Here is a 24,524-nt window from a genome sequence, read left to right on the forward strand (position 1 = left end):
CACAATTGTTATATCTTGCTGCCCCCCGTAAGTGAAACGGAGTTGGGCACACTTTGTAAGCCCACCCCGCCTGGGAGGGAACATGGAACGAGTGGTGGTGGTAGGTGCGGGAGCCATGGGATGTCTTTTCGCCGGACGTCTGGCCCGTGCAGGAAAAATGGTCACCTTGGTGGACATCGATGCGGACCTCCTCGAGCAGATTGCAAAAAGGGGCGTCGAACTCCACGACGAATGCGGCAACGGCGTGGTGGACGTAGGCACTGCCTTGGCAATCGATGCACCCAACGCAGATCTGTTGCTGCTTTTCACAAAGGCCATGCACAGTCGTGCTGCGATTCAATCCGTTGCCCACCTTGCAGACGGGCATTGCTGTGCATTGACCCTTCAAAATGGCTTGGGAAATGCCGAGGCCATTTCGGAGGTGTTCACGCCAGACCGTACGCTTGTCGGCGTGACAGACTGGCCAGCGGACCTGTCCCCTCCCAACGCCGTGGCGGCGCACGGGACGGGCCACGTCTGGCTTGGATCGTTCACGGCAGGTGGACAAAGCTCGGCAGTCGAAGCTGTCAAATGTCTCAATGCTGCAGCAATGCAGGCGCAGCATGATCCCCTCGTGCTTGCAGCAATCTGGGAGAAGGCAGCCTTCAATGCCGCACTGAACGCGCTTGCGACCATCCTCGAACGTCCTGTTGGTGGCCTCGATTCCCCGGAAGGCCGAAGAGTTGCCACAGCAGTAATCGACGAGACGATCGCAGTGGCGAACGCACAGGGCATCCGGATGGATAGGGACCGCCTCCTGGCCAAGACCGATTTCGCGCTCACCAACCACCGGGCGCACAAGCCGTCCATGCTACAAGACAGACAGGCAGGTCGCACAACGGAGATAGAGGCGATCAACGGTCAGATCATTGCAGCAGCAAAACGAGCAGGACTTGCCGCCCCGGTTACCGAGGCACTCGCCGAACTTGTCAGGATGGGCGAGCCCGGCCGGATTTGATCCCGACCGGGCGGCGCATTGTCAGAACTTTGCGCCGGCCCGCAGCCCGAACATGCGCGGCGTTGTAGGCACGATGTAGGGACGCTGCGTGCAGGCGCCGCACTGAACGAAGCGCGACAATTGGCCACGTTCGTCGGTCAGGTTGCGTACAAAGGCTTCGATCGAATAACTCGACCACTCACCCCCGATCGCAAGATTGACTTGGCCAAAGCCCTCTAGCCGCCCCTGCGCCGCTGCAAAATCAACGCGAAGGTCCGAGCTTGCGGAACTTTGGTATGTCGCGTTGACTTGTCCGTAGACCTTGCCCTCGCCCATCGGCACCGTGTAGCGAGCGGTTCCGCTCATCTTCCACTGCGGAGTAATCGGAAGGCGGGTTCCTACCGGCGCGCTTATGCTGTTGTCCGGGTCAGAGCAGGTAAAGGTAGGATCGACTGCAGCGCAAAGGTTGTTCCTGATCTTCGCGTCAGTGTAAGCGCCTGAAAGATTGATGCTTAGGCGATCGAGGGAGATCGAAGCGTCAAGATCAAAGCCGCGAATGCGAGCATTCGGACCGTTGGTGATGATCGTGAAGCTGTTTGGCCCGAGGTAGGCAAACTGGAAGTTCTTCCAATCCTGCTGATATACCGCGCCATTCAAGCGCAGCAGTCCGTTGGCCAGCGTCGTCTTGAAGCCAAGCTCGTAGTTGGTCAGGTAATCGGGCTGATAGGCCCCGAAATCACCGCGACGGTTGATGCCACCCGGGCGGAAGCCTCGCGAGACAGTCGCATAAGCGAGAACGTCGCTATTGGGCTTCCACGTTGCGTTGAAGCGGTAGGTTCCGCCCGTCCCGGAAGCCTTGACTGGTTTGACACCATCGGTGGTGTAGACGCCAAGGTTGGTGCATGGACTGCCAGCAACTTCAGGCGGCAGCAAGGTGGTGTTGGATTGGCCGGCTAATTGCGCATCCCGCAGTCGCAGCCCTGATTGCGTAAAGCACGCAGCAACGCCAGTCCGCGATGAGCCCGCAGCATTCGGCGGAGGATTGTCGTCAGCGCCCTGGATGAAGGCAGGATTGCGCCCGAAGCCGAAGAAGCCGACCAGCGTGTTATCATAGATGAATGCGCGCCCGCCCGCAGTCAGCGTCACCGTCGGCGAAACGTCGAGGCTGAATTCACCAAACGCCGCGTAGTCCTGATCGACGCGCTTCTGCTGTGTCAGCCAGAGCGTGCCCGGAAGGCCGTTGACCGAAACCAGCGGCCCCAGATTGGCAATCTGGTAGTCCTGATGAATCAGGTTCGACTGATATTGGTAGAAAAGGCCGCCAACAAAGCGGAACGGGTCCGACGAGGGCGAGGCTACGCGGAACTCCTGGCTCAACTTCTTGAAGTGGTCACTCCCGATAACCTTCTGCCGAGGATCAATCGTGTTTCCGAGAGAGTCCTGATAATAGAAGTAGTTGGCCAAGCCGCCAACGGATTCATACAGCGAATCGTAAGCTTCCGAATAGTCGGTATAATCGCTTGACTGGAAGGTCTTGCGATCAAGATACGCGCCTGCGTAAGTCACGTCCCAGTTGCCAAACTTGCCCTCGATCGTCAGCGCAGCCTGCCAGAACTTGTCGTTGCGGAACTCCGGGAAGAAGTGCTGCACCTGAAGATCACCGACCGACGGATCGTATCCATAAGACCCGCGGCTCTTGGTTTCCTGGTACATGAACTGCGGTGTGACGGTCCAGTTTTCGTCCAGATCGACCTTGAGCGCAGCGCGGCCACCGTAGATGTCCGTGTAATTGTAGTCCTTCTTGACGAAGGCCGCGTTGTTGACGCTGACGCCATCCTTGATGCAGCCGTTGATGTTATCTTCGTCGTCGAAGGTCGGCGTGCCGCAGAACGTGCGCGTGCCGGGCACATTGTCGATGAAGCCGGCATCGCGCTGATACCAGCCCACCACACGCAAAGCCGCGTTGGAGGACAGCGGCGCGTTGATCATGCCTTCGAGCTTGTAGCCCTGTCCGCCCTTGCGGACCGTGTTCACCTCGCCGTCGATGCTGCCGTAGAAGCCGGACGTATCGGGCTTGTTGGTGATGATGCGAATCGTCCCCGCCTCGGACGATGCCCCGTAGAGCGTGCCCTGCGGACCCGAGAGGCTTTCGATGCGGGCGATGTCATAGACATGCACGTCAAGGTTGCCGCCGATGGTGGTAACCGGTTGCTCGTCGAGATAGACGCCGACCGATGGCAGTGAGCCAGAGTGATTGCCATCGCCGCCCGAGGCCACACCGCGCATGTAGACAACGTTCGTGCCCGGCGTTCCGCCAAGTGCCTGGAACGTGACAGAGGGCAGCTGCTGCGCATAATCGGTAAAGCTGGCGACCCCGAGCTGCTCCAGCTTCTGCGTGCCAAGCGCCTGGATCGAAATGGGCACGTTTTGCAGGTTCTCGCTGCGCTTTTGCGCGGTAACGATGATGACGTTGGGGTCGGATTCCGCAGCATCCGTCTGCGCTTCCTGCGCCATCGCCGGGAAACTAACTGCCGCCCCCGCCAACATGAGAACCTTGGCCAACTGCGTACGACGATTGATCTTGGTGTGCCCGCGCATAGCAGAATTTACCCTCATGTTTCTGTTTTGCGCGACGATGCTGCTCTTCCGCGATCCTTATCGTCAAGCAGGATACTGCACGAAGCGAGCGTTAACCCTGCAAGCGTGGCTAATTTACAACGATGTCGGTTCCGAAGTCTGCCGGCGCATCCGGATAGGCCTCGAGAACGTCACCCAGCACCGATCTGAGAGGCTCCAACCATTGATCGAAAGGCTTCCATGCCTCTGTTCCATCGCGAAATATCGGGCGACGCACCTGTTCCGAACTTGCAGTCCTCACTGCGCGTTCGGTCTCATGGAACGTCAGGCAAGACTCCTCGAATGGCAAGCCGCAATGGGCCAGCAGAGCCCTAACTTCGGCTTCCGTCTGCTCTACCATCCGCTCGTATATCACTCTGTGCACGACGCCCGGGAGCATCTGATCAAAGTGCGCCATCGCCCGCACATAGTCGCGGTAATAGCGGCCCATGTCATCCAGCGAATAACTGAAGCCCTGCCCCCGCGCGAAATGCTGCTTGAAGTTCGAAAAGCAGCAGGCGAGCGGATGACGACGGGCATCGATAATCCTGGCATTAGGCAGGATCGCATGGATAAAGGGCACATGCAGCCAGTTGTTTGGCATCTTGTCGATGAACAATGGCCGTGCCGTATGCCGTTGCACCCGGGTCCGCGAAAGATAGGCTTCCCCAAGCTTGCGCAGTTCGTCACCATCGAGAGCTGACAGCGTTTCGGGATAGCCTTCGACACTACGTGCAAGGAAGCCGATGTCGGAGAGCTCGCTCGTACCTTCCACCTGCGAGTGACTGGACAGAATCTGTTCGACCAGCGTCGAGCCCGCGCGGGGCATGCCAAGAACGAAGATTGGATCAGGCGCTGTGCACCCCTTCCCCTGCAATCCAGCGACGACAGCCGGCGTGAAAGCTGCGATCGCAGCATTCACGTTCTGGGTCGTATCTTCCGCTCGATATGGTATCCGACGACGACGCAACTCGTTGCCTGCCGCGTAGTGCGCAAACGACGCCTCTGCCTCTCCTCGATCCTCGAAAGCCTTGCCCAGCGCGAAATCGAGATGCCAGCGATCTTCCGCAGTGAGGTCCGTCCGCGCCAGTGCCTGCTGCATGGCCGCTATGTCGTCATTGCTAAACTTCACCGTCTTCAAATTTGCAAGGCTCCACCAGGCCTCTCCAAGCACTGGCAGAAGTTCGATGGCCTTGCGGTAGGCGGCGATACCCTCCGCCTGCCGCCCAACGGTCTTGAGCATATGACCATAGCTCATCCAGACGCGGGGCTGGTTGGGCGCTTGCCTCAGCACTTGTTGGTAGAGCGCAAGAGCCTCGTCGAACTCGCCTATGCGGCCATAGGCAGCTGCCTGCAAGTTGGCGTGCCCGGCGTTGTCCGGATCGTCAGCCGTGACTTTTGCGAGCTCTTCCAACGCCTCGGGCGCACGATTTGTGCGGTAGAGGACCAAGGCGAGGTTCGCCCTTGCTGCCGTGAACTGCGGAGCAAGCTCGATTGCCCTGCGCAACAGGTTCTCTGCGTCATTATAGCGCCCGATACGTCCCGCCAGTTCGGCAAACAGTCGGATGGCGCGGACATCGAAGGGATCGTCCTTCAGCAGCGACCGCAGAAGCGGCTCGGCCGTTGGCAAGTCGTTCTCGTTCATGGCGACTGCCGCACGGACAAGCCGGGGATCGTAGACCGGTGCAGCAATGCGCGGCGAAGACGTGGTCACATTGGTCATCAACTGCATCACAAACATGGTGACGCCTCGCGATCAAGCGCTAGTCTTCACCCAAGCACAATGAAGGGAACCAGTTGCCAATGATCGCGACGCGCAAGCTGGGCTTCTGGATGACGCTGGCGCTGGTCGTTGGCAACATGATCGGTTCGGGAATCTACATCCTGCCCGCAACGCTTGCACCCCTGGGTCAAAACCAGTTGATTGGCTGGGCGGTGACGATCGCCGGTGCGCTGTGCCTTGCTTTCACCTTTGCCCGCCTTGGGGCACGCCTGCCGTTGGCGGGAGGACCCTATGCGTATGCGCAGACCGCATTCGGACCGGTTGGAGGCTTTGTAACTGCCTGGTCGTATTGGACAATGATCTGGGCGGGCAACGGCGCCGTAGCAGTCGCGGTCGTATCCAACCTGAGCCTGATCTTTCCCGTCATGGGCCGCGTTCCCGGGTTTCCTGCGATCATCTCCGTCGGGTGCGTGTGGTTGCTCACCGCGGTCAACATTCGGGGTGTCCGCGCCGCTGGCGATGTATCGGTTGTCACCACGGTACTCAAACTGGTGCCGCTGGTTGGCCTTATTGGCCTGACTCTGTGGTTGCTGCTTACTGGCGCCCCCCGTGCAGTGCAGCCTGCGGTGCCGCTGTCAGGCACGGTGGTTGCAGCGGCAGCTGGCCTCACCTTCTGGGGCTTCCTCGGCCTTGAGTCAGCAACCGTCCCTGCTGACAAGGTGGAGAACGCCGCCTCGGTCGTCCCGCGCGCCACACTAATCGGCGTCGCACTGACCGGGTTCGTCTACATCGGCATTTCCACCGCCTTCGCACTTTACATGCCCATGCAAGCTGCCGCCGCATCTCCTGCGCCAGTGGCCGATTTTCTCGCGCGGTTCTTCGGGTCCGGTGTGGGTCAGATCGTCGCAGTCTTCGCCGCGATCAGCGCGTTCGGCACGCTCAATGGTTTCATCCTTCTTCAAGGCGAAGTGCCTTGGGCTATGGCGAAGGGCGGCGTCTTCCCGCGCTGGTTCGCAACAGAAGGGTCCCGCGGCACACCGGTACGCTCGCACCTGGTTTCAAGTGTCTTGCTGAGCATCGTGACCTTGCTGAACTTCGGTCGCGGGATGGGAGACCTCTTCGCATTCATCGCCTCCGTAAGCCTCGCCGCCGGCATGCTGTCCTATTTCCTCGCCATGCTCTCGGCCGTGCGCCTGCTACCGGGCGAGCGCATTCTGGCCGTCGCAGCTCTCATCGGAGCAGGCTTCATTGCCTGGGCGGCATGGGGCCTCGGCGGCGAAGCCCTCTCTTATGGCGCGGGCTTCATTGCGCTCGGCTTGCCGGTCTATCTCTGGGTCAGGAGCGATGCAGCAGCTTCCACAGCACTGAACGGTCACGGATGATCTCGTGCGCCGCGTTGTGGCCGGGCGCTCCGGTCACGCCGCCCCCAGGATGGGTTCCCGATCCGCACATGTAGAGGCCCTTGATCGGCGAACGATAGTCACCATGACCAAGCACCGGGCGCGCAGCCCAAAGCTGATCGAGGCCCATGGTGCCGTGGAAGATGTCGCCCCCGATAAGCCCGAACTTGCGCTCCAGGTCCAAAGGCGAATGTATCTGCCGTGCGATGACTGCACCCTTGAAGTTCGGCGCATGCTCGGTGACCGTATCGATGATCAGGTCCGCCACTTCTTCGCGATGCGCATCCCAATCAATGTTCGGATCGAACTGCTGGCAGAACAGGCTCGCTACGTGCTGCCCCGGAGGCGCCAGACTGTCGTCGACGGTGCTCGGGATCTTGATCTCCACGATCGGCTTCTTCGACCAGCCGTGCTGCTGGGCATCGATGAAGGCCTGATCCATGTAATCCATGCCTGGCGCGATGATGATTCCGGCCGTGTGATGTTCGGCCTGATCCTTGCCGGGCAGCACAGTGAAATCCGGCAGTTCGGATAACGCGACATTCATGCGGAAGGTGCCGGAACCGGTCTTGTAGCCCTTTATCCGGCGGTTGAAGTCCTCATCGAGATCCGAGGAGTCGACCAGTTGCCGGTAGAGCAGCGCGGGGCCGACATTGGCAGCGACGATCGGCGCGTAAAGCTCTTCGCCACCTTCCAGCTTCACGCCCGCAGCCTTGCCGTTGCTGACCAGCACCTTGGAAACCGGTGCTTCAAGGCTGATCTCGACGCCGACCTCGGCACAGGCCTTGGCCATCGCCTGCGTGATCGCGCCCATGCCGCCGACAGAATGGCCCCAGGCGCCCAGCTTGCCGTTTACCTCGCCAAAGACATGGTGGAGCAGCACATAGGCAGAGCCGGGCGTCGAAACGCCAGCATAGTTGCCCACCACCGCGTCAAACGCGAATGCCGACTTGACGTGATCGTCCTCGAACCAGCCATCAAGGAAATCGCGCGCCGACTTGGTGAAGATATCCAGCAGGTCACGCTGCGTTGCCATGTCGAGCTTGGCGATCGGCCACCCCTGCATTGCAGCAGACTTCAGCGCAGCAATGCCGCCACCAACATTCGGCGGCGTCTGCAGCGAAATGTCGCGCAGCACGTTGGCGACCTTTTCCAGCGCGGCGTCGTATCTGGGATAGGCCTCGGCATCCTTCTTGGAAAAGCGCGCGAACTCCGCCTCCGTGCGCCCCGGCCCGCCACCCAGCTTGAGGTACGTATCGGGAAACGGAAAGAAGTTGCTGATTGTCCGCTCGATCACGCGATAGCCATGATCGTGGAGCTTCATGTCTGCGATCACCTTGGGCCGCAGCAGGCTGACAGTGTAGCTCGCGGTCGAGTTGCGGAAGCCGGGGTGGAATTCCTCGGTGACTGCTGCGCCACCGACAATGTCGCGACGTTCCAGCACGCGCACCTTCATTCCCGCCCTGGCGAGATAGAATGCGCAGACCAGGCCATTATGGCCGCCGCCGATGATCAGTGCGTCGTAACGGTTGGACATGCGATAATTCCCCGAAACCCTCGTGATTACTTCTTCGACCAGCCAGCCGACGGAGCCCTGTGCAGTCGCGCCTCGGGCGTGATCGCGCGGATTTTGCGGGCGAAGCTGCGCAGGCACACTTCGCTCTTGCCAATCGGCCCTGCCCCGTAGGAGTTCGACGCCATGCCCTGCTGAATCCGTTCGATCAGCCAGGTATCTTCTGCATTGACCACCCGGTTGATCCGCCAATTTGCATAGCGCACCAGCTTCATCTCTCGGCGTTCGTCCGGTAGCGCAAAACACATCTCGCGCAGCACCGAAGTCGTGGGCGTCAACGGCAACCACTGCATGAAATCAATCTGGTCGGCATAGATATCGAACGCCATGTTCGGCCAGAGCTTGTAATACAGCCACCGGCGCTGCGATTGCTGCGGAAGATGCGGCACTTCTGGCAGGTGCGTCTGATAGAACCGTTCCCAGAAATTCGCCGAAGGCTTGTCGACAAGATCGCCCTTCATCCGGTCAACCCAGCCGTGGTCGGAGATCTCGTACGATTTCCCGAAAATGCGCGTCAGGCCATCGTGCGCAACCGGGATGTGCAAGTTGTCGGAATAATTATCGCCAACGTTCTTCCAGTTCACCTGCCTGTCGCGCAGGCGCACGTCGCCGATGCGACGCATATCCTCAAACCGATAAGGCTCAACCTCTTCCTCGAACGGCGCCATCATTTCAGCGACGCTCGGGAAGCCTGCATCAACCAGACGCACGAACACAAAACCACGCCAGATCTCGACCGCAACCGGCACGAGGCCATTATCTTCGAGTTTCAGCGCCGGGTAATCCGACTTCATGGGCACGCCCGAAAGCCGTCCGTCAGGCTCGAATGTCCAGGCGTGATAGGGGCAGACCAGCTTTCTGGCACAACCTGCAGGGCCCTCGACAAGACGCATGGCGCGGTGGCGGCAGACGTTGGTGAAGGCACGGATGACGCCATCGTCTCCTCGGATCGCGATTACGCTTTCGTTCAGGTAATCCAGCGTCCGGTATTCTCCGGCAGCGGCAATGTCGCCTTCATGGCAGACGATCTGCCACGACGGCCGGATCACCCGCTCCATCTCGACGGCAAAGTACTCCGGATCGGTATAAAGCCAGCCCGGCAGGCTCCAGTCCGCGTCAGGATCGACTTCGTCCGATGAGATATGGCGGAATGCGCCGGATAGATCGCCCATGAACCCGAATCCAGATTGTCTGTTGAACAATCGTACAACAACGGGCAGATTGTTCAAGAGATGAGCGAAGCAGCAGCATCCCCCGCGTTCCGTCGCACAGAACCCGACGTCCGGCGCTTGAGCCTTATCGAAGCTTGTGCCCGCGTGCTTGCCCGCAACGGGGCTGCCGGGGCGAGCGTCCGTGCCATTGCGCAGGAAGCAGGTGCCTCGGTCGGCCTCGTGGGTCACTACTTCGGTGGCGTTGATGCGCTTGTTGCCGCAACGTACGAACATGTCGATCGCCGTGTTGCCGAAGCGCTCGACCTTGCAGTCGCCGAGGCCGGCCCCGCGCCTCAGGACAGGTTGGAAGCTTTCGTCACGGCCTCCTTTGCGCCGCCGATTGCAGATACGGCCCTGCTGGCCACGTGGATCGCGTTCTGGAGCCTTGTCACGGCACGCAAGGACATTGCTCGTCAGCATGACGAGCAATACGCCCTTTACCGCGCCCGGCTCGAAGCCCTGTTAGGAGATTGCGGCGTGCCGGTCTCGGCACGCCGTCGACACGCCATAGCGGTCACGGCGCTGGTGGACGGGCTCTGGCTCGAACTGTGCCTGTCGCCCGGGTGTTTCACAGCCGGAGAAGCGCGGGACATCGCCCGCGGCTTCCTCGCTTCGATCACTTCGTCAGTTCGGTGATCAGGCTCAAGTAATAGGTGATCCCCGGACGAATGTTGGAGAGGCGGGTCCGCTCATTGAGGCCATGGGCGAACGACTCCGAGTCCTTCGCAAACGTCGGACTCAGGCCGTAGCTCGGTACGCCGACAGCGCGGAACCACATTGAATCAGATGCCCCCGATGATTGCGAGGGGATCAACGGCACACCGGGATAGGCCTTGGCCATCGCCTTCGCCACTGCGGCCATAAGATCAGGCCGTAGCGGCGATGCCGGCGAAGCCACCGACCCGACCGTGACATCGGTGACCTTTACCACCGGATCACCAATGACCTTGACCAGTTCCGCCATGATCTCTTCCTTGGAATGGCCCGGGAAGATGCGGCAGTTGATGTTGGCGAAGGCCCGCTGCGGCAGGGCATTTTCCGCGTGCCCACCGCCCAGCATCGTCGGCACACATGTAGTGCCAACCAGTCCGACCATGGCCGGATCGGCCCGCAGAGTAGCCAAGGCCGTCTCGTCGGCAGGATTGGCCGCAAAGGCGCGCATCGCAGCAGCTACCTCGGGCTTTTCGGTAAACGGCGCTGCCTTCTCGAACGCGGCCTTGGTGATTTCGTTCTGCTCGGCCTTGAACTTGTAGGCACCAACTTTCACCAATGCTTGCGAGAGTTGCACGATCGCATTGTCCGGCCGGGGCGCGGAACTGTGCCCGCCTGGATTGGTCACCTCCAGCCGATAGTCGGCATAGGTCTTCTCCGCGCCCTGCCAGGTCCAGAACAGAGGCTTGGCAGTCGCCTCGTCGAGGAGTCCGCCACCGCCATCAACATTGATGACCAATTCCGCGTTCTTCAGCTTCTCGGCTATGATCGCGCTGGTCTTCATCGTCGTTTCCTCGTCTCCGGAAAACTCGATGACGATGGTGCGCCTGGGCTTAAAGCCCTGTCGGCGCAGTTCGATGAGCGTCGAAAGGGCCAGCGCCCCGTCGAACTTCATATCGCTCGCGCCACGGCCATAGAGGATGCCGTCCTCAACCACTGGCACGAAAGGATCGCGCTCCCAATCCTCGCGCCTGGCCTCGACCACGTCCATGTGACCCGAGATCACCAGAGGTTTGAGCGCCGGATTGCTGCCCTTCCACGTCGCGATGATATAGGCGGTATCGTCCACCGGCGTGATCTCGATATCCGAGGTGCTCCAGCCGCCCGCCACCAGCGCGTCACCGAAAAGCCTGGCGACATCGATGGTCTTGTTGCCGTCCCCCCGCACCGAGCGAATGGCAATGGCCTTCTGCGACAGGTCGAGTACCTGAGCCTCGGCCTTTGGATAAGTGGGCTCCTTCGCGACGGCAGGCATGGAGCACGCAATTGAAGCGGCAAGGACAATTCGGAACTTGGGCGGCATGTACAAGACTCCTCTGCCACCAAGCTGACCTCTTGCGAGACTACAGGCAACCGCTTTTACTGGGCATATCAGAAAGGCCCCGGACGCGATTGCGTCCGGGGCCTTCCGAAACCCGTCTAGATGATCAGGCCTTGACCTTGCTCGTGTCGAACGTGCCGAGGCCGGGCTTGAAGCTCTTTTCATCCAGGAACTGGCGCGTGGCTTCCTTGCGAGCAGCGGCGCCGCCAAAGCTGTGCAGCGCTTCCTGCGCACGGATCTGGTACTCCAGACCGTTGTCGTAGGTCATGTCGACCATGCGGCGCATCGTCCACTTGGTTGCACGCAGAGCATGCGTGTCCTTCTTCTTGAGCGCTTCGCAAATCTCCAGAACGCGCGCCTTCAGCCTGTCAGCAGGGACGGCTTCGGTGACGAGACCCTGTTCTTCGGCCTGCTTGCCGGTAAGATTCTCGCCCATCATGGCGTGGTACATGGCCTTGCGGAACGGCATCAGTTCCTGGGCGACCTTCGATGCTCCGCCACCGGGCAGAATACCCCAGTTGATCTCGGAAAGACCGAACTGGGCATCTTCAGCTGCGATCGCGATGTCGCAGCCAAACAGAGGGCCGTAACCTCCACCAAAGCACCAGCCGTTGATCATCGCGATGGTCGGCTTCTCGTACCAGCGCAGACGCTCGAACCAGCCATAGCTCTCGCGCTGTGACTTGCGCACCGCTCCAAGACCCTGAGCCTCGGTCTCGCGGAAGTACTCCTTGAGATCCATTCCTGCGGTCCAGGCATCACCCTCGCCGGTCAGCACCAGAACCTTCACATCCTCGCGGAACTCGAGTTCCTCAAGCACCGCCTTCATCCGGCGGTTAAGCTTAGGGCTCATGCAGTTGCGCTTTTCCGGGCGGTTGAATTTCACCCAGGCAATGCCGTCTTCCACGGTGAAAGCGACGGTATCTTCTTCCGCACGCTCGATCTTCTGCTGTTCGGTCATGGTCTTTCCTCTAGGGCAATCGTGCAAATTCAGATGGGATAATGGCCGGGCTGCGTCTCCATCGTGATCCAGCGCAGCTCGGTGAAACTGTCGATGCCGGCTTTGCCACCGAAGCGCCCGTATCCAGACGCCCCGACGCCGCCGAAAGGCATTTGCGCCTCGTCATGCACGGTGGGGCCGTTCACATGGCAGATGCCAGACTTGATCTGCCGCGCCACGCGCAGGCCGCGTGCCGTGTCGCGGGTGAAGACTGCGGCCGACAACCCATACTCGGTGTCGTTTGCCAGTTCGATGGCATGGGCTTCATCGCGCGCACGGATAACGCCAACGACCGGACCAAAGCTTTCGTCGCGGAACAGCTTCATGTCCTGGGTGACGCCCGCGACGACATGCGCCGGCATCAAGACATTGTGCGTGGTCTCGCCCCCGGTCAGCAGTTGCGCTCCCTTGGCAAGCGCATCGTCGATCAGGCTCTTGCAGTGTGCGACTGTCTTTGCGTCCACCACCGCACCCAGCGGCGTCGTCCCCTCGCGCGGATCACCTACCGGCATGGCGGCTACCTTTGCCTTGAACTTCTCGGCGAAGGCGTCCGCAACAGAATCAACCACGATGATGCGTTCGGTCGACATGCAGATCTGACCCTGGTTCATAAACGCGCCGAACGCAGCTGCCTTTACGGCTTCATCAAGGTCGGCATCGTCCAGAACGATCAACGGGGCCTTCCCGCCCAATTCCAGCAGGCAGGGCTTGAGATGCTGCGCCGCGCGAACCGCGATGATCCTGCCCACAGCCGTAGACCCGGTAAAGTTGATGCGCTTCACCTGCGGCGCGTCGATCAGTGCCCCGACGACGTCGGCCGCATCCTTCGGGGCATTGGTGACGACATTGACCACACCTTCAGGGAAGCCAGCCTCGGCAAAGGCTTCGATGATCAGGGCGTGCGTCCGCGGGCACTGCTCCGAGGCTTTGAGGATCACAGCGTTGCCGCAGGCGAGGGGCACGGCGATGGCGCGAACGCCCAGAATGATCGGCGCATTCCACGGTGCGATGCCGAGGATCACCCCGACCGGTTCGCGCAAGGCCATGGCCACGCAGCCAGGTTTGTCCGAAGGGATGACCTCACCCGAAATCTGCGTCGTCAGGGCGGCGGCTTCACGCACCATGCTTGCGGCCAGCCCGAGGTTGAAGAGCGCCCAGCCCTTGGTCGCCCCGATCTCGCCCATCATCGCCTCGACGAAGGCATCGGCGCGGCTCTCGAGCGCAGCAGCCGCCTTCATCAATACAGCGCGCCGGGCATTGGGTCCCATGGCCGCCCAAGCTGGAAATGCTGAAGCTGCACGCGCGGTGATTGCAGGAATATCCGACGCCTGCATGGCTTCGGCCGTCGAAGCTACCGCGCCAGTCATTGGATTGATGCGCTCAAACAGCATGTGCTCTCTCCCATTTCTGTTATGGGTTATAGCAATCAATGTCTGTGGTCGCAACAGGTCATTTGCAAAACCCCGCACCTGATCTTTTGTGCAGGGAATGCATCGTCAGCGGTCGGGGGAAGGATGAACAGCTTGGAGACGACGCAGCGAAATCCCCAGGAAATCCGGGCTTTTGACGCCGGGCAATCCCCCACACAAATGCGCGCACTCACACACTAAATTGCAATAAACGCAACTAGATATGTCGCTTTCGCACTTGCACACAGAGCGCAGTTTCCCCATTTCGGAAAGGCCTTTCAGGCATCCTCTCCCAAACTTTTCAGGGCCGCGCCGGCAACGGTGCGGCCCATTTTTTGTCTTTGTGCAGCCCTCGCGCTACGTGTCCCACGTCACCCGTGTGGCAGGACGACACTCCGCCCGATGACACTGCGTTGCTCCATGCCCTGGAACGCGAGCTTCCAGTCATCCAAGGGGAAGGCGGCGTGGACGTGGGGTTTGATCCTGCCTTGATCCGCAAATTCCAGGATATGCGCGATGTTCTCCCTGCCTCGATCGGGGAAGCGGCGCCCATATTCCCCTGCCCTTACGCCGACCACCGAGAACCCCTTGATGAGAGGAATGTTCGCACCGATCTGCGAAATCCGGCCGGCCGCAAAGCCGACAACCAGCAACCGACCGTCGAACGCGATGCAGCGCGTCGATTCATCGAACACGTCTCCACCGACGGGATCGTAGACGAGGTCCACGCCTCTGCCGCCTGTAATGGTCAGCACCTGCTCACGGAAGCCCGCGCTGCCGTCGATAACGTGGGCGGGCTTGTAGAAGTCGCTGATGGTCTTCCGTTTTTCCTGCGTGGAGGCCACGGCAATGACCTTCAGGCCAAGAGCCACCCCAAGATCGACGGCAGCCAGTCCCACGCCGCCAGCCGCCCCGTGCACCAACAACCATTCGCCTGCCTGCGCCACTCCACGACATACTAGTGCCACCCAGGCAGTCAGGTAGGCAGCCCGCAAGGCCGCGCCCTGGGCCATCGACAGCCGGTCTGGCAATCTGATGAGGGCTCCTTCGGGAAAACACCCGAATTGGGCGACCCCACCGGTGAGCATCCCTGCAATCACACGGTCGCCTTCGCGCCAAGGCCCATCGCTTTTCGCCCGAACCACTACGCCCGCAGCTTCCATGCCCGGAATGAATGGCAAGGCCGGTTTTGCCTGATACTCCCCGCGGGTCATCAGAAGATCGGGAAATCCAAGCGCTGCGGCTTCGATCCGTACCAGGACCTCGTCCGACTGCGGCTCCGGAATCGCGGTATCCACAATGCTAACACCGGACAGGTCGGCGCTCAGATTCTGGACCTGCAGCGCTCGCATCATTCTGGTCATCTCCATCTCCCCCGCAGAGCGTGACGCATTCCGATGGGCTCTCCAACTGCCACTTCTTGACCGATCACCAATAAAATTTCCTGCGCCATTGCTGCAGCGCACAAAGCAAATGGCCTAATGCGCATGGGTCCAGCGCCTTTCTGAAATCTTAATGAAGCCCATCCGCCAAATGGCTGACTTCTGCCAAGAATTTTGAACAAGCGTCCTAACTCGGCCTTCTCAGGTGGAGGAATCGTGCATGAAATCTCCGTTGCAGCCGCCGCCTAGATGCTGCGTGGCAACAGCGAAAACCCCGTAAATCCAAGGGTTTTGCAATAAAAATGGCTTGTCCGACGCGTGCCCTCAGCCTATTTTATGCACGGATCAACAAGCCGGGCAAAACCGCACGGTCCACCAAAATAAGCGAGGCCGAAAAACGGTACCCGCACATAAAGACAGTACGCAGGAGAATGCTCATGAAGACCCTTATCGCCGCCACTTTGGCGGTCGGCTTGCTGTCTGCGCCGCAGATCGCTCTTGCCGCACCTGCCCCACAGACCGTCAACATTGCCATCTCGGCCGACGGCCTCGACCTGTCGCGCGCCTCGGACATGCGCCGTCTTCGGAACCGCATTGCCGACGCCGCTGCAGAAGCCTGTGATCCGGCTGACCGCATGATCGTCACACCGATGCCTGATTATCAGTGCCGCCGTGCCGCGATTGCGAGTGTCGAACCGATGGTTCAGGAGCTTGCGCTCGCCGCCCGCAGCGGGAAGATGGCTCGCCGCTGATCGACCTTGGACCAGCCTCACGCTGGCGTGAAGTTTGGCCAGGGGCGCAACGCCGCCTGGAGGAATGTTTCCCCTTCCGGCGGCGTGAGCGCCTTCAGGTGCCGAGCACCTTGATCGCGACCGCTGCCGCGGCAGCCCGTGTCTCTACGCCCAGCTTCTCGTAGATGCGTTCGAGGTGTTTCTGCACGGTACGCGGGCTGATCGCCAGCACCTCCGAAATCATCCCGTTGGACTTGCCGTAGCTTATCCAGAGCAGCACTTCGGCCTCGCGGTCGGTCAACCCCAGCTTGAGCTGCAATTGGGACACGTCCGCCTTGGGATTGAGTTCGTTAAGCCGGATCAGCACTTCACTGTCGCGGTACTGTGCAATCACGACCAGTTCGAGCGCGCTTTCCCCTTGCTCGATCCGGACCGATGCCCCCGTGGCATTTCGCGCCAGCACGCGAAGCAAAGGCAGGCGGATCGCATCGGGCAACTGCCGCTCCTCCCGGCTCCATTCCGGGCTTACCCGAAGGATGGCGCGTTCGGCGAGTGGCGTGCACCAGAGGCAACCGCCCTGGGGATCAACGGACATCATCAGCCGTCCGGTTGCATCGAGGCCGGTAGCGCTCGCCTGCATCGCACGCGCATTGCCCAGATGCACTCGAACCCGCGCCAGCAGTTCGTGCACGTTGACCGGCTTGCGCAGATAATCGACGCCACCAGCTTCGAAGCCTTCGATCACATGCTCGCTCTCGGTAAGCCCGGTCATGAACATCACCGGCACGTGCGAAAGCTGCGAGCGTGCCTTGATCTGCCTGGTTGCGGCGAACCCATCGATTCCCGGCATCACGGCATCCATCAGGATCAGGTCGGGCACGACATGCTCAAGCAGGTCCAGCGCGGCGCCCCCCGATATGGCAACCAGCACCGTGATTCCCGCCCCTTCAAGTGCATCGGTCAGGAAACGGAGCGAATCCGGCTCGTCGTCGACGACCAGAACCGTATCACGACGCAAGTTATCGCCACTCATCGGGCAGGTCCTCCAGTATCCTTCCGATCCCGGCGAGATCAAAGCGGTCGAGATGATCGAACAGGCGCGTGGCTAGCGCTTCTGCAGCAGGATCAGCGGCCGCCAGCGACTTGATCTCTCCTTCAAGAGCCCTGACGTGACCGATCTGGACCAGCGCCTTCAACCTGTCGACGTGTTCGCGCGTTGCGGCCGAAACCTGAACGCTGTCACGCGCGCCAGTGCCAGTTTCCCGCACTTCAGGCATGATCCATTCCAGCTGAAGATGGCGCCCCAATGCGTCGAGCAGCGACCCCAGATCCACTGGCTTGAGCAGAAATGCATCGTGGCTGGCTTGTTGACCGGACAGACCGTGGCGCTCGAACGCGTTGGCGGACAACATCAGGATCTTGAGATCGCGTCCGCACATGGCGCGCAGACGTTCCGCGACATCCCAACCCGACATGCCGGGCATGCTGACATCGCAGATTATGGCGTCGAAAGGCTGCGCATCGGCCAGTGCCAGCGCCGTGGCTCCATCACCCGCCTCTGCGACGTCGAAGCCGACCTCGGTAAGAACGGTCCGCAAGACACACAGGTGATCAGCGTCGTCGTCGACCAGCAGGATCGCGCGCCGGTCCCCCTTGTATCCGGCAGGGCGGACCTTGTCGGCCGCATGATCGACCATTCCCGCAACCTGCGGCGCCATGAGCTTGACCGTGAAGCAGCTCCCACGGCCAACCGCACTGTCCAGCTTGAGGTCGCCACCCAGCATGTTCACGACAGCGCGCGTGATGGCGAGACCAAGGCCCGCCCCTGTCTTCTCGGCCTCGGATGCAGCATCAGCACGCTCATAAGGCGCAAAGATCTGCTCCTGCCGATCAAGCGCAATGCCGGGACCGGTATCATGAACTTCGATCGTGGCGATCTGTCCCGACCACCGCAGCACAAGCCGGATTTCCCCACGCTGCGTGAACTTTACCGCGTTCGACACCAGATTGATCAATGCCTGTCGTACGCGCCGTTCATCAAGCCGCACGAACTCGGGCAGCCGGCCCTGTATGCTGCAGACGAACGACAGGCCCTTATGCGCCGCCAGTGGCGAAAACATCTCGGCTACCTGCTCGACCAGCGCCCCCAGCCGGATCACTCCGTTATCGACCCGGACCACGCCCTGTTCAACCGAGGCGATATCCAGCAGGCCCTCGACGAGGTTGGTCAAATGTTCGGCGCTGCGGCGAATGACACGCGCGGCCGCCAACGGATCGACCTGTGCGCCCCGCTCGACAAGCTGGGCATAGCCATAGATTGCATTGAGCGGCGATCGTATTTCGTGGCTGACATTGGCAAGAAACCGGCTTTTCGCCTCGTTGGCCGCTTCGGCCGCAGCCAAGCGTGCGCGAAGCTCTGCCAACTGATCCTGCGTTTCCACTCGCGACTGCCGGTGCAGCCGTCGACCTGCCTGTGCCCCTTGTCTGCTCCGGCCGCGCCGGGAAGTCTGCATTTCAATGACCCCGCGTGCCTGTGTCGTTGTATGAGGCACGCGGCGATTGTGCACTGCAACCAGCTTGAACTCAAGCCCTGTCAAGCTGTGCCCGGCAGGGCAGATTGTCCCTTCAGATCAGTTGGTCTCGCTGCAACCGTTGCAGCAGGCGCACCGCGACGGAGTGGCGGATTGCCTTCCCCTCGCGCAGCTTTACCCATGTGTTGAGCCCGATACCGAAATGGTTCTGGATAACCTCTGGCTTCTGGCTCTTGAGGACGGACGCCATCTTGTGGACGACAGCGGGCTCGACTTGGGTGAGACGCGGCGTTGACATGTTCCCTCACGGACTATGGTTTCTGCCGACACCATATTTTTTGCAGGGGCGAACAGGCATACGTCATTTGCCGCATCCCATTACTTGACATCTGTCATATTTTGGCAAGCCGGCCACCGAAGGTACCCTGCGACAATCGGATACGTGACGAGCGAAAGACTGCGCACTATCGTGGCTCCAGATCAAGTCGAGGGGAATGGTCATGGCCACGTTATCTGGCACGCACGATTTCGTCCGGTACAATGCAGTTGCGCGCCTGTTTCACGCCGTCATTGCGGCATTGGTTCTGTTCAATATCCTGACCGGTATCTTCGGCGAGGCCATCGAAGATATCTGGCAGCCCTTCCCCGCACACAAGGCCACCGGCATCCTGATCCTGTTTCTCTCGCTCGCCCGGCTTGCCTGGCGCTTCACCTGGACCATGCCGGCTTGGCCGGCAACCATGGGGAAGCTCCAGCAAAGCGTGGCGCGCCTGACGCATGGTGCGCTTTACGTCCTGATGATCGTCGTGCCGTTTACGGGCTGGATCTTTTCCTCGGCGGGCAAGTATCCCCTTTCGATCTACGGCCTGTTTGACTGGCCGAAGCTTCCGGTCGCCAAGGGGTCTGCCCTCGCCGAAGCCGCGCATGAAGGGCACGAAGTTCTCGGCTTCCTGATGGCAGGCCTTGTGATTCTGCATATTGCGGCGGCGCTTCATCATCATTTTGTCATCAAGGACAATGTCTTGCGCCGCATGCTCTGAAGCGCAGACGTATTCTGACCGACAAAGCGAGGCAGAACACGTACTAGCCCCATCGAAACGTGCATGGGGGGCGACGGATTTCTGCCATGACTGACTTGGCTCGCACTCCACGCTTGCCCTTGCGCCCAAGCCTCGCCTACCGTCCTGCTCGAGAGTGTGATGCAAGGCGCTGCGACAGTCATCCTCCGCGGCAAGGTGGAGCGCGGCACGCTGTCCTGACAGGTCGGTACAACAGACGCTTGCCGCTCGCTGTCCTCAGCAGCGCGCATCTGGCGTCAAGCAGGGTGGGACTTGTGCGATGAGCATCATGAAACAATCAGGCGCAAGCGAGATCGACGCAAAGATCATCGACGTGCTGCGCCACCGCGTCGGCAAGGATGAACGCGCCGCCAAGCCGCATGACTGGTACACCGCGACTGTCCTGACCCTTCGCGATGCAATCATCGACCAGTGGATGGATTCCACCCGCAAGACCTATGAGCAGGGCGGCAAGCGGGTTTACTACCTGAGCCTGGAATTCCTGATCGGACGCCTGCTGCGTGATGCCCTATCCAACATGGGCCTCACGCGCGAAATGGAAAAGGCCCTGCGCGATCACGGATTCGACCTCTCGGCGCTGGAGAACCTTGAGCCCGACGCGGCGCTCGGCAATGGCGGTCTTGGCCGCCTCGCCGCCTGCTTCATGGAGAGCCTCGCCAGCCTCGACATTCCCGCCTATGGCTACGGTATCCGCTACGTGAACGGCATGTTCCGCCAGCGGATCGACGATGGCTGGCAGGTCGAACTGCCCGAAACCTGGCTCAGCCACGGCAACCCTTGGGAATTCGATCGCCGCGAAAGCGCCTACATCATCGGCTTCGGCGGCGAAGTCGTTGCCAATGGCGATGCGGTCGAATGGCGCCCGGCCGAGAAGGTCGAAGCCAGCGCGGTCGACACCCCGGTCGTCGGCTGGCGCGGCAAGCGCGTGAATACCCTGCGCCTGTGGACCGCCCACGCCTTCGATCCCCTGCGGCTCGATGCCTTCAACGCCGGCGACCATTTCGGTGCGCTTGCCGAACAGGTCCGTGCCGACAGCCTCGTGCGCGTGCTCTACCCCGCTGACTCCACGCCCGCCGGCCAGGAACTGCGTCTGCGGCAGGAGTACTTCTTCACCTCCGCCTCGATCCAGGACATCGTCCGCCGCCATGTCCAATATCATGGCGACATCCGCACCCTGCCCGAGAAGGCCGCGATCCAGCTGAACGACACGCACCCTGCGGTTGCCGTCGCCGAACTCATGCGCCTGATGGTCGACGTGCACGGGCTCGAGTTCAGCGAGGCGTGGGAAGTCACCAAGGCGACCGTCGCCTACACCAACCACACGCTCCTTCCCGAAGCATTGGAATCCTGGCCGCTGCCGCTGTTCGAGCGCCTGCTGCCGCGTCACATGCAGATCGTCTACGCCATCAACAGCCGCGTCCTGCGTGAAGCTCGCAAGGCCGGGATGGACGATGCCGCAATCGCCGCGATCAGCCTGATCGACGAGGGCGGCGAAAGGCGGGTGCGCATGGCCAACCTCGCCTTCACCGGCGCGCACAGCGTCAACGGGGTGGCGGCGCTGCATACCGATCTGATGAAGACCACCGTCTTCTCCGATCTGCACAAGCTCTACCCCACCCGCATCAACAACAAGACCAACGGCGTCACCCCGCGCCGCTGGTTGCAGCAGTGCAACCCGGGCCTGACGTCAGTGCTCAAGGACGCGATCGGGCCGGCCTTCCTCGACGATGCCGAAAAGCTTGCCGATCTCAACGCCCTGGCTGACGATGCCGCGCTCGGCGAACGCATTGCCGAGGTCAAGCGCACCAACAAGATCGCGCTCGCCAAGCACATCAAGGACCTGATGGGCGTCCGCCTCGATCCTGATGCCCTGTTCGACGTCCAGATCAAGCGCATCCATGAGTACAAGCGCCAGCTGCTCAACCTGATCGAGACGGTTGCTCTCTACGACCAGATCCGCAGCCACCCGGAACGCGACTGGGTGCCGCGCGTGAAGATCTTCGGCGGCAAGGCAGCTTCAAGTTACCACAATGCCAAGCTGATAATCAAACTGGCGAACGACATCGCCCGCCGCGTCAATTCCGATCCTTCCGTCGGCGGATTGCTCAAGGTCGTGTTCGTCCCGAACTACAATGTCAGCCTCGCCGAGAGGATCATTCCGGCGGCCGATCTGTCCGAGCAGATCTCCACCGCCGGCATGGAGGCCTCGGGCACTGGCAACATGAAGTTTGCACTGAATGGCGCTCTCACCATCGGCACGCTCGATGGTGCGAACATCGAGATCAAGGATCGCGTCGGCGATCCCAACATCGAGATTTTCGGCCTGACCGCGCAAGAGGTCGAGGATAAGCGCGCCAACGGCTACAACCCGCGTGAAGTCATCGAAGCCTCGCGCGAGTTGCAGCAGGCCATCGCCGCCATCGCCACCGGGGTATTCTCGCCTGACGATCCGCAGCGCTACGCCGGACTCATGGGCGGGATTTATGACCACGATTGGTTCATGGTCGCGGCCGACTTCGACGCCTACCATTCCGCCCAACGCAACATCGACCGCCGCTGGGAACAGCAGGCATCGTGGCGCGCTTCGGCAATCCGCAACATTGCCAACGTAGGCTGGTTCTCGTCCGATCGCACGATCGGCGAATACGCCCGCGATATCTGGGGGGTCCGAGAGCCAGCATGAAGCCACCGGCGAGCGCCATCGATGCCCTGCTTGACGGGACGCACGCCGATCCTTTCTCGCTTCTCGGCATCCACGAAGGACCAGAGGGCGCATTCGCCCGCGCTGTCTTGCCCGGTGCCGAAGAGGCGGTGGCATGGTCACTCTCCGGCAAGAGGCTCGGCAAACTGACGCGGGTCGACGGGCGCGGCCTGTTCGAAGGGAAGGTCAAGGGGCCGCGACAGCCGGTTCGGTACGCCTGCACGGCAGGCACGCACGAATGGCTGGTAACCGATCCTTACTCCTTCGGCCCTGTCCTAGGCCCGCTCGACGATTTCCTTATTGCCGAGGGCACCCATCACCGCCTGTTTGACAAGTTGGGCGCCCACCTGATCGACCATGAGGGCGCCAGCGGTGTCCACTTCGCGGTCTGGGCGCCGAATGCGCAGGTCGTCAGCGTTGTCGGTGACTTCAATGATTGGGACCAGCGTCGCCACCCGATGCGGCGTCGTGCCGACATCGGCGTGTGGGAAATCTTCATCCCCGACATCGGCGAACACCGCGCCTACAAATACCACGTGATCGGCGCCGACGGCACAGTGCTGCCCCTGAAAGCGGACCCCTTCGCCCAGGCCGCAGAATTCCGCCCCAGCACGGCCTCGATCACAGCGCACCCGGTCAAGATGGATTGGGGCGACGCCGATCACCGCGCCCACTGGGCCAGCGTCGATGCTCGTCGCCAGCCGATGTCCATCTACGAGGTCCATCCGGGTTCCTGGCAGAAGCCGCATGACGAGGGCTTCTACACCTGGGACGAACTGGCCGACCGACTGATCCCCTACGTCGCGGAGATGGGTTTCACCCACATCGAATTCCTTCCCGTCTCGGAACACCCCTACGATCCGTCATGGGGTTACCAGACCACCGGCCTGTATGCCCCTTCGGCCCGCTTCGGCCCACCAGAGGGCTTCGCGCGCTTCGTGGACGGTGCGCACCGCGCCGGCGTTTCGGTGCTGATTGACTGGGTACCCGCCCACTTCCCCACCGATGAACACGGCCTCGTCCGCTTCGATGGCACCGCACTCTACGAACATGAAGACCCTCGCCTCGGTTTTCATCCTGACTGGAACACGCTGATCTACAACTTCGGCCGTCGCGAAGTCGTCAGCTTCCTCGTCAACAATGCGCTCTTCTGGGCCGAGCGTTACCACGTCGACGGCTTGCGCGTGGATGCCGTCGCCTCGATGCTCTACCGCGATTACTCGCGCAAGGCGGGCGAATGGATCCCCAATGCCGAAGGCGGGCGTGAGAACTGGGAAGCGGTCGAATTCCTAAAGGCGATGAATCGCGCGGTCTATGCCAGCCACGCCGGCTTCCTGACGATCGCCGAGGAATCCACCTCCTGGCCCGGCGTCAGCAAACCAGCGTTCGACGAGGCCCCGCGTGAGCACCTTGGCTTCGGCTTCAAGTGGAACATGGGCTTCATGCACGACACGCTGCAGTACATGGCGCGTGACCCGATCCACCGGCAGTACCACCACAACGAGATCACCTTCGGGCTGACCTACGCCTTCAGCGAAAACTTCGTCCTCCCGCTCAGCCATGACGAAGTCGTCCACGGCAAGGGTTCGCTCCTGAACAAGATGAGCGGCGATGACTGGCAGAAATTCGCCAACCTGCGCGCCTATTACGGCTTGATGTGGGGCTATCCCGGCAAGAAGCTGCTGTTCATGGGGCAGGAATTCGCGCAGCGAAGGGAATGGAGCGAGGCCCGCTCGCTCGACTGGGACCTGCTGAATGCCCCGGCCCACGAAGGCGTCCGCCGCTGGGTCCGCGATCTCAATCGCGTCTATACAACCCGCCCCGCCCTCCATGCCCGCGATTGCGAGCCGGATGGCTTCGAATGGCTGGTCGTCGACGATGCACAGGCCTCGGTTTTCGCCTGGCTGCGCAAGGCTCCCGATGCCAGGCCCATCGCGGTGATCTGCAACATGACGCCGCAGGTGCACGACCACTACCGCCTGCCGCTGCCGCACGACGGCGAATGGCGTGAAGTGCTCAACAGCGATGCGCAGGACTACGGCGGCAGCGGGATCGGCAATCTCGGGCAGGTCACGGCCGAAGGCGGTGCCGCCTTCGTGGTGCTGCCACCACTGGCCACGCTGATACTCGAATTCCAGGGATAAGAACGGAGAACAGGGG

At 61.3% G+C, this 24,524-nt stretch carries 18 protein-coding genes; 7 read left to right on the top strand and 11 right to left on the bottom strand.

Translation table 11 applies throughout. The features are described from left to right. Positions 1–82 precede the first annotated feature (82 nt). Entirely contained in the window at positions 83–997 is a 915-nt protein-coding gene (locus AC1Q5P_RS07960) for a ketopantoate reductase family protein (RefSeq protein WP_492518657.1), read from the top strand. A 21-nt stretch (positions 998–1,018) separates the two neighbouring features. Here AC1Q5P_RS07960 and AC1Q5P_RS07965 read toward each other — a convergent pair whose 3' ends face one another. Beyond that, complete coding sequence (locus AC1Q5P_RS07965) at positions 1,019–3,574, bottom strand: TonB-dependent receptor (protein ID WP_492518658.1); 2,556 nt, start codon at positions 3,572–3,574, stop codon at positions 1,019–1,021. Between the two features lie 109 nt (positions 3,575–3,683). Further along, positions 3,684–5,315: a tetratricopeptide repeat-containing sulfotransferase family protein gene (locus AC1Q5P_RS07970; protein ID WP_492518659.1), complete on the bottom strand. Its 1,632-nt coding sequence runs from the start codon at positions 5,313–5,315 to the stop codon at positions 3,684–3,686. A gap of 80 nt (positions 5,316–5,395) precedes the next feature. Between AC1Q5P_RS07970 and AC1Q5P_RS07975 the strand changes: the two genes are divergently transcribed. After that, positions 5,396–6,697 carry an amino acid permease gene (locus tag AC1Q5P_RS07975; protein ID WP_039333848.1) on the top strand — a complete coding sequence of 434 codons (1,302 nt, stop codon included), beginning with the start codon at positions 5,396–5,398 and terminating at the stop codon, positions 6,695–6,697. Here the strand turns inward: AC1Q5P_RS07975 and AC1Q5P_RS07980 are convergent. Further along, complete coding sequence (locus AC1Q5P_RS07980) at positions 6,651–8,252, bottom strand: phytoene desaturase family protein (protein WP_492518660.1); 1,602 nt, start codon at positions 8,250–8,252, stop codon at positions 6,651–6,653. The two genes, AC1Q5P_RS07975 and AC1Q5P_RS07980, sit on opposite strands and share 47 nt — an antisense overlap. A gap of 26 nt (positions 8,253–8,278) precedes the next feature. After that, positions 8,279–9,460 carry an aromatic ring-hydroxylating oxygenase subunit alpha gene (locus AC1Q5P_RS07985; protein WP_492518661.1) on the bottom strand — a complete coding sequence of 394 codons (1,182 nt, stop codon included), beginning with the start codon at positions 9,458–9,460 and terminating at the stop codon, positions 8,279–8,281. A gap of 60 nt (positions 9,461–9,520) precedes the next feature. On the opposite strand from AC1Q5P_RS07985, the gene AC1Q5P_RS07990 reads away from it, so the two are divergent. Next, positions 9,521–10,135 (top strand): TetR family transcriptional regulator C-terminal domain-containing protein, encoded by a 615-nt coding sequence (locus AC1Q5P_RS07990; protein ID WP_492518662.1) that lies wholly within the window; start codon positions 9,521–9,523, stop codon positions 10,133–10,135. Here the strand turns inward: AC1Q5P_RS07990 and AC1Q5P_RS07995 are convergent. The 4 genes from AC1Q5P_RS07995 to AC1Q5P_RS08010 form a co-directional block, all read right to left on the bottom strand. Next, positions 10,116–11,465, bottom strand: coding sequence for a M20/M25/M40 family metallo-hydrolase (locus AC1Q5P_RS07995; RefSeq protein WP_492518663.1), 1,350 nt, complete (start codon positions 11,463–11,465; stop codon positions 10,116–10,118). The two genes, AC1Q5P_RS07990 and AC1Q5P_RS07995, sit on opposite strands and share 20 nt — an antisense overlap. Before the next feature lie 172 nt (positions 11,466–11,637). After that, a complete protein-coding gene (locus tag AC1Q5P_RS08000) occupies positions 11,638–12,492 on the bottom strand; it encodes a p-hydroxycinnamoyl CoA hydratase/lyase (RefSeq protein WP_427463378.1) in 855 nt (284 codons plus the stop codon). Positions 12,493–12,521: 29 nt separating this feature from the next. Then, on the bottom strand, positions 12,522–13,922 hold the full coding sequence (locus tag AC1Q5P_RS08005) for an aldehyde dehydrogenase (RefSeq protein ID WP_492477806.1): 1,401 nt from the start codon (positions 13,920–13,922) through the stop codon (positions 12,522–12,524). 389 nt (positions 13,923–14,311) lie between these two features. After that, a complete protein-coding gene (locus tag AC1Q5P_RS08010) occupies positions 14,312–15,295 on the bottom strand; it encodes an NADPH:quinone oxidoreductase family protein (RefSeq protein WP_492518664.1) in 984 nt (327 codons plus the stop codon). A 464-nt stretch (positions 15,296–15,759) separates the two neighbouring features. Between AC1Q5P_RS08010 and AC1Q5P_RS08015 the strand changes: the two genes are divergently transcribed. Continuing rightward, complete coding sequence (locus AC1Q5P_RS08015) at positions 15,760–16,074, top strand: UrcA family protein (RefSeq protein ID WP_039333834.1); 315 nt, start codon at positions 15,760–15,762, stop codon at positions 16,072–16,074. 94 nt (positions 16,075–16,168) lie between these two features. Here AC1Q5P_RS08015 and AC1Q5P_RS08020 read toward each other — a convergent pair whose 3' ends face one another. The 3 genes from AC1Q5P_RS08020 to AC1Q5P_RS08030 all read right to left on the bottom strand — a co-directional run bounded on the left by AC1Q5P_RS08020 (position 16,169) and on the right by AC1Q5P_RS08030 (position 18,882). Beyond that, positions 16,169–17,086 carry a response regulator gene (locus AC1Q5P_RS08020; RefSeq protein ID WP_039333832.1) on the bottom strand — a complete coding sequence of 306 codons (918 nt, stop codon included), beginning with the start codon at positions 17,084–17,086 and terminating at the stop codon, positions 16,169–16,171. After that, complete coding sequence (locus AC1Q5P_RS08025) at positions 17,073–18,494, bottom strand: ATP-binding response regulator (protein WP_492518665.1); 1,422 nt, start codon at positions 18,492–18,494, stop codon at positions 17,073–17,075. The genes AC1Q5P_RS08020 and AC1Q5P_RS08025 overlap by 14 nt, the downstream gene beginning before the upstream one ends. 184 nt (positions 18,495–18,678) lie before the next feature. Then, positions 18,679–18,882: a hypothetical protein gene (locus tag AC1Q5P_RS08030; RefSeq protein ID WP_039333830.1), complete on the bottom strand. Its 204-nt coding sequence runs from the start codon at positions 18,880–18,882 to the stop codon at positions 18,679–18,681. A 202-nt stretch (positions 18,883–19,084) separates the two neighbouring features. Between AC1Q5P_RS08030 and AC1Q5P_RS08035 the strand changes: the two genes are divergently transcribed. From AC1Q5P_RS08035 to glgB, 3 genes are all read left to right on the top strand, one after another. Beyond that, the gene (locus AC1Q5P_RS08035) at positions 19,085–19,624 is read left to right on the top strand and encodes a cytochrome b (RefSeq protein ID WP_039334047.1); all 540 of its coding nucleotides are present in this window, start codon (positions 19,085–19,087) and stop codon (positions 19,622–19,624) included. A 298-nt stretch (positions 19,625–19,922) separates the two neighbouring features. Next, on the top strand, positions 19,923–22,346 hold the full coding sequence (locus tag AC1Q5P_RS08040; RefSeq protein WP_492518666.1) for a glycogen/starch/alpha-glucan phosphorylase: 2,424 nt from the start codon (positions 19,923–19,925) through the stop codon (positions 22,344–22,346). After that, the gene (gene glgB, locus AC1Q5P_RS08045; protein WP_492518667.1) at positions 22,343–24,508 is read left to right on the top strand and encodes a 1,4-alpha-glucan branching protein GlgB; all 2,166 of its coding nucleotides are present in this window, start codon (positions 22,343–22,345) and stop codon (positions 24,506–24,508) included. Before AC1Q5P_RS08040 ends, glgB begins: the two co-directional genes overlap by 4 nt. The last annotated feature ends 16 nt before the right edge of the window (positions 24,509–24,524 follow it).

This window comes from Novosphingobium sp. GW835-FHT14H07 (genome assembly GCF_058793515.1).

Coding starts and splice junctions, on each gene's coding strand:
- AC1Q5P_RS07980 (WP_492518660.1), bottom strand. CDS start 8,252: ATGTCCAACCGTTACGACGCACTGATCATCGGCGGCGGCCATAATGGC.
- AC1Q5P_RS08005 (WP_492477806.1), bottom strand. CDS start 13,922: ATGCTGTTTGAGCGCATCAATCCAATGACTGGCGCGGTAGCTTCGACG.
- glgB (WP_492518667.1), top strand. CDS start 22,343: ATGAAGCCACCGGCGAGCGCCATCGATGCCCTGCTTGACGGGACGCAC.
- AC1Q5P_RS08000 (WP_427463378.1), bottom strand. CDS start 12,492: ATGACCGAACAGCAGAAGATCGAGCGTGCGGAAGAAGATACCGTCGCT.
- AC1Q5P_RS08010 (WP_492518664.1), bottom strand. CDS start 15,295: ATGATGCGAGCGCTGCAGGTCCAGAATCTGAGCGCCGACCTGTCCGGT.
- AC1Q5P_RS08015 (WP_039333834.1), top strand. CDS start 15,760: ATGAAGACCCTTATCGCCGCCACTTTGGCGGTCGGCTTGCTGTCTGCG.
- AC1Q5P_RS07995 (WP_492518663.1), bottom strand. CDS start 11,465: ATGCCTGCCGTCGCGAAGGAGCCCACTTATCCAAAGGCCGAGGCTCAG.
- AC1Q5P_RS07960 (WP_492518657.1), top strand. CDS start 83: ATGGAACGAGTGGTGGTGGTAGGTGCGGGAGCCATGGGATGTCTTTTC.
- AC1Q5P_RS08040 (WP_492518666.1), top strand. CDS start 19,923: ATGAGCATCATGAAACAATCAGGCGCAAGCGAGATCGACGCAAAGATC.
- AC1Q5P_RS07990 (WP_492518662.1), top strand. CDS start 9,521: ATGAGCGAAGCAGCAGCATCCCCCGCGTTCCGTCGCACAGAACCCGAC.
- AC1Q5P_RS07965 (WP_492518658.1), bottom strand. CDS start 3,574: ATGCGCGGGCACACCAAGATCAATCGTCGTACGCAGTTGGCCAAGGTT.
- AC1Q5P_RS07975 (WP_039333848.1), top strand. CDS start 5,396: ATGATCGCGACGCGCAAGCTGGGCTTCTGGATGACGCTGGCGCTGGTC.
- AC1Q5P_RS08035 (WP_039334047.1), top strand. CDS start 19,085: ATGGCCACGTTATCTGGCACGCACGATTTCGTCCGGTACAATGCAGTT.
- AC1Q5P_RS08030 (WP_039333830.1), bottom strand. CDS start 18,882: ATGTCAACGCCGCGTCTCACCCAAGTCGAGCCCGCTGTCGTCCACAAG.
- AC1Q5P_RS08020 (WP_039333832.1), bottom strand. CDS start 17,086: ATGAGTGGCGATAACTTGCGTCGTGATACGGTTCTGGTCGTCGACGAC.
- AC1Q5P_RS07985 (WP_492518661.1), bottom strand. CDS start 9,460: ATGGGCGATCTATCCGGCGCATTCCGCCATATCTCATCGGACGAAGTC.
- AC1Q5P_RS07970 (WP_492518659.1), bottom strand. CDS start 5,315: ATGACCAATGTGACCACGTCTTCGCCGCGCATTGCTGCACCGGTCTAC.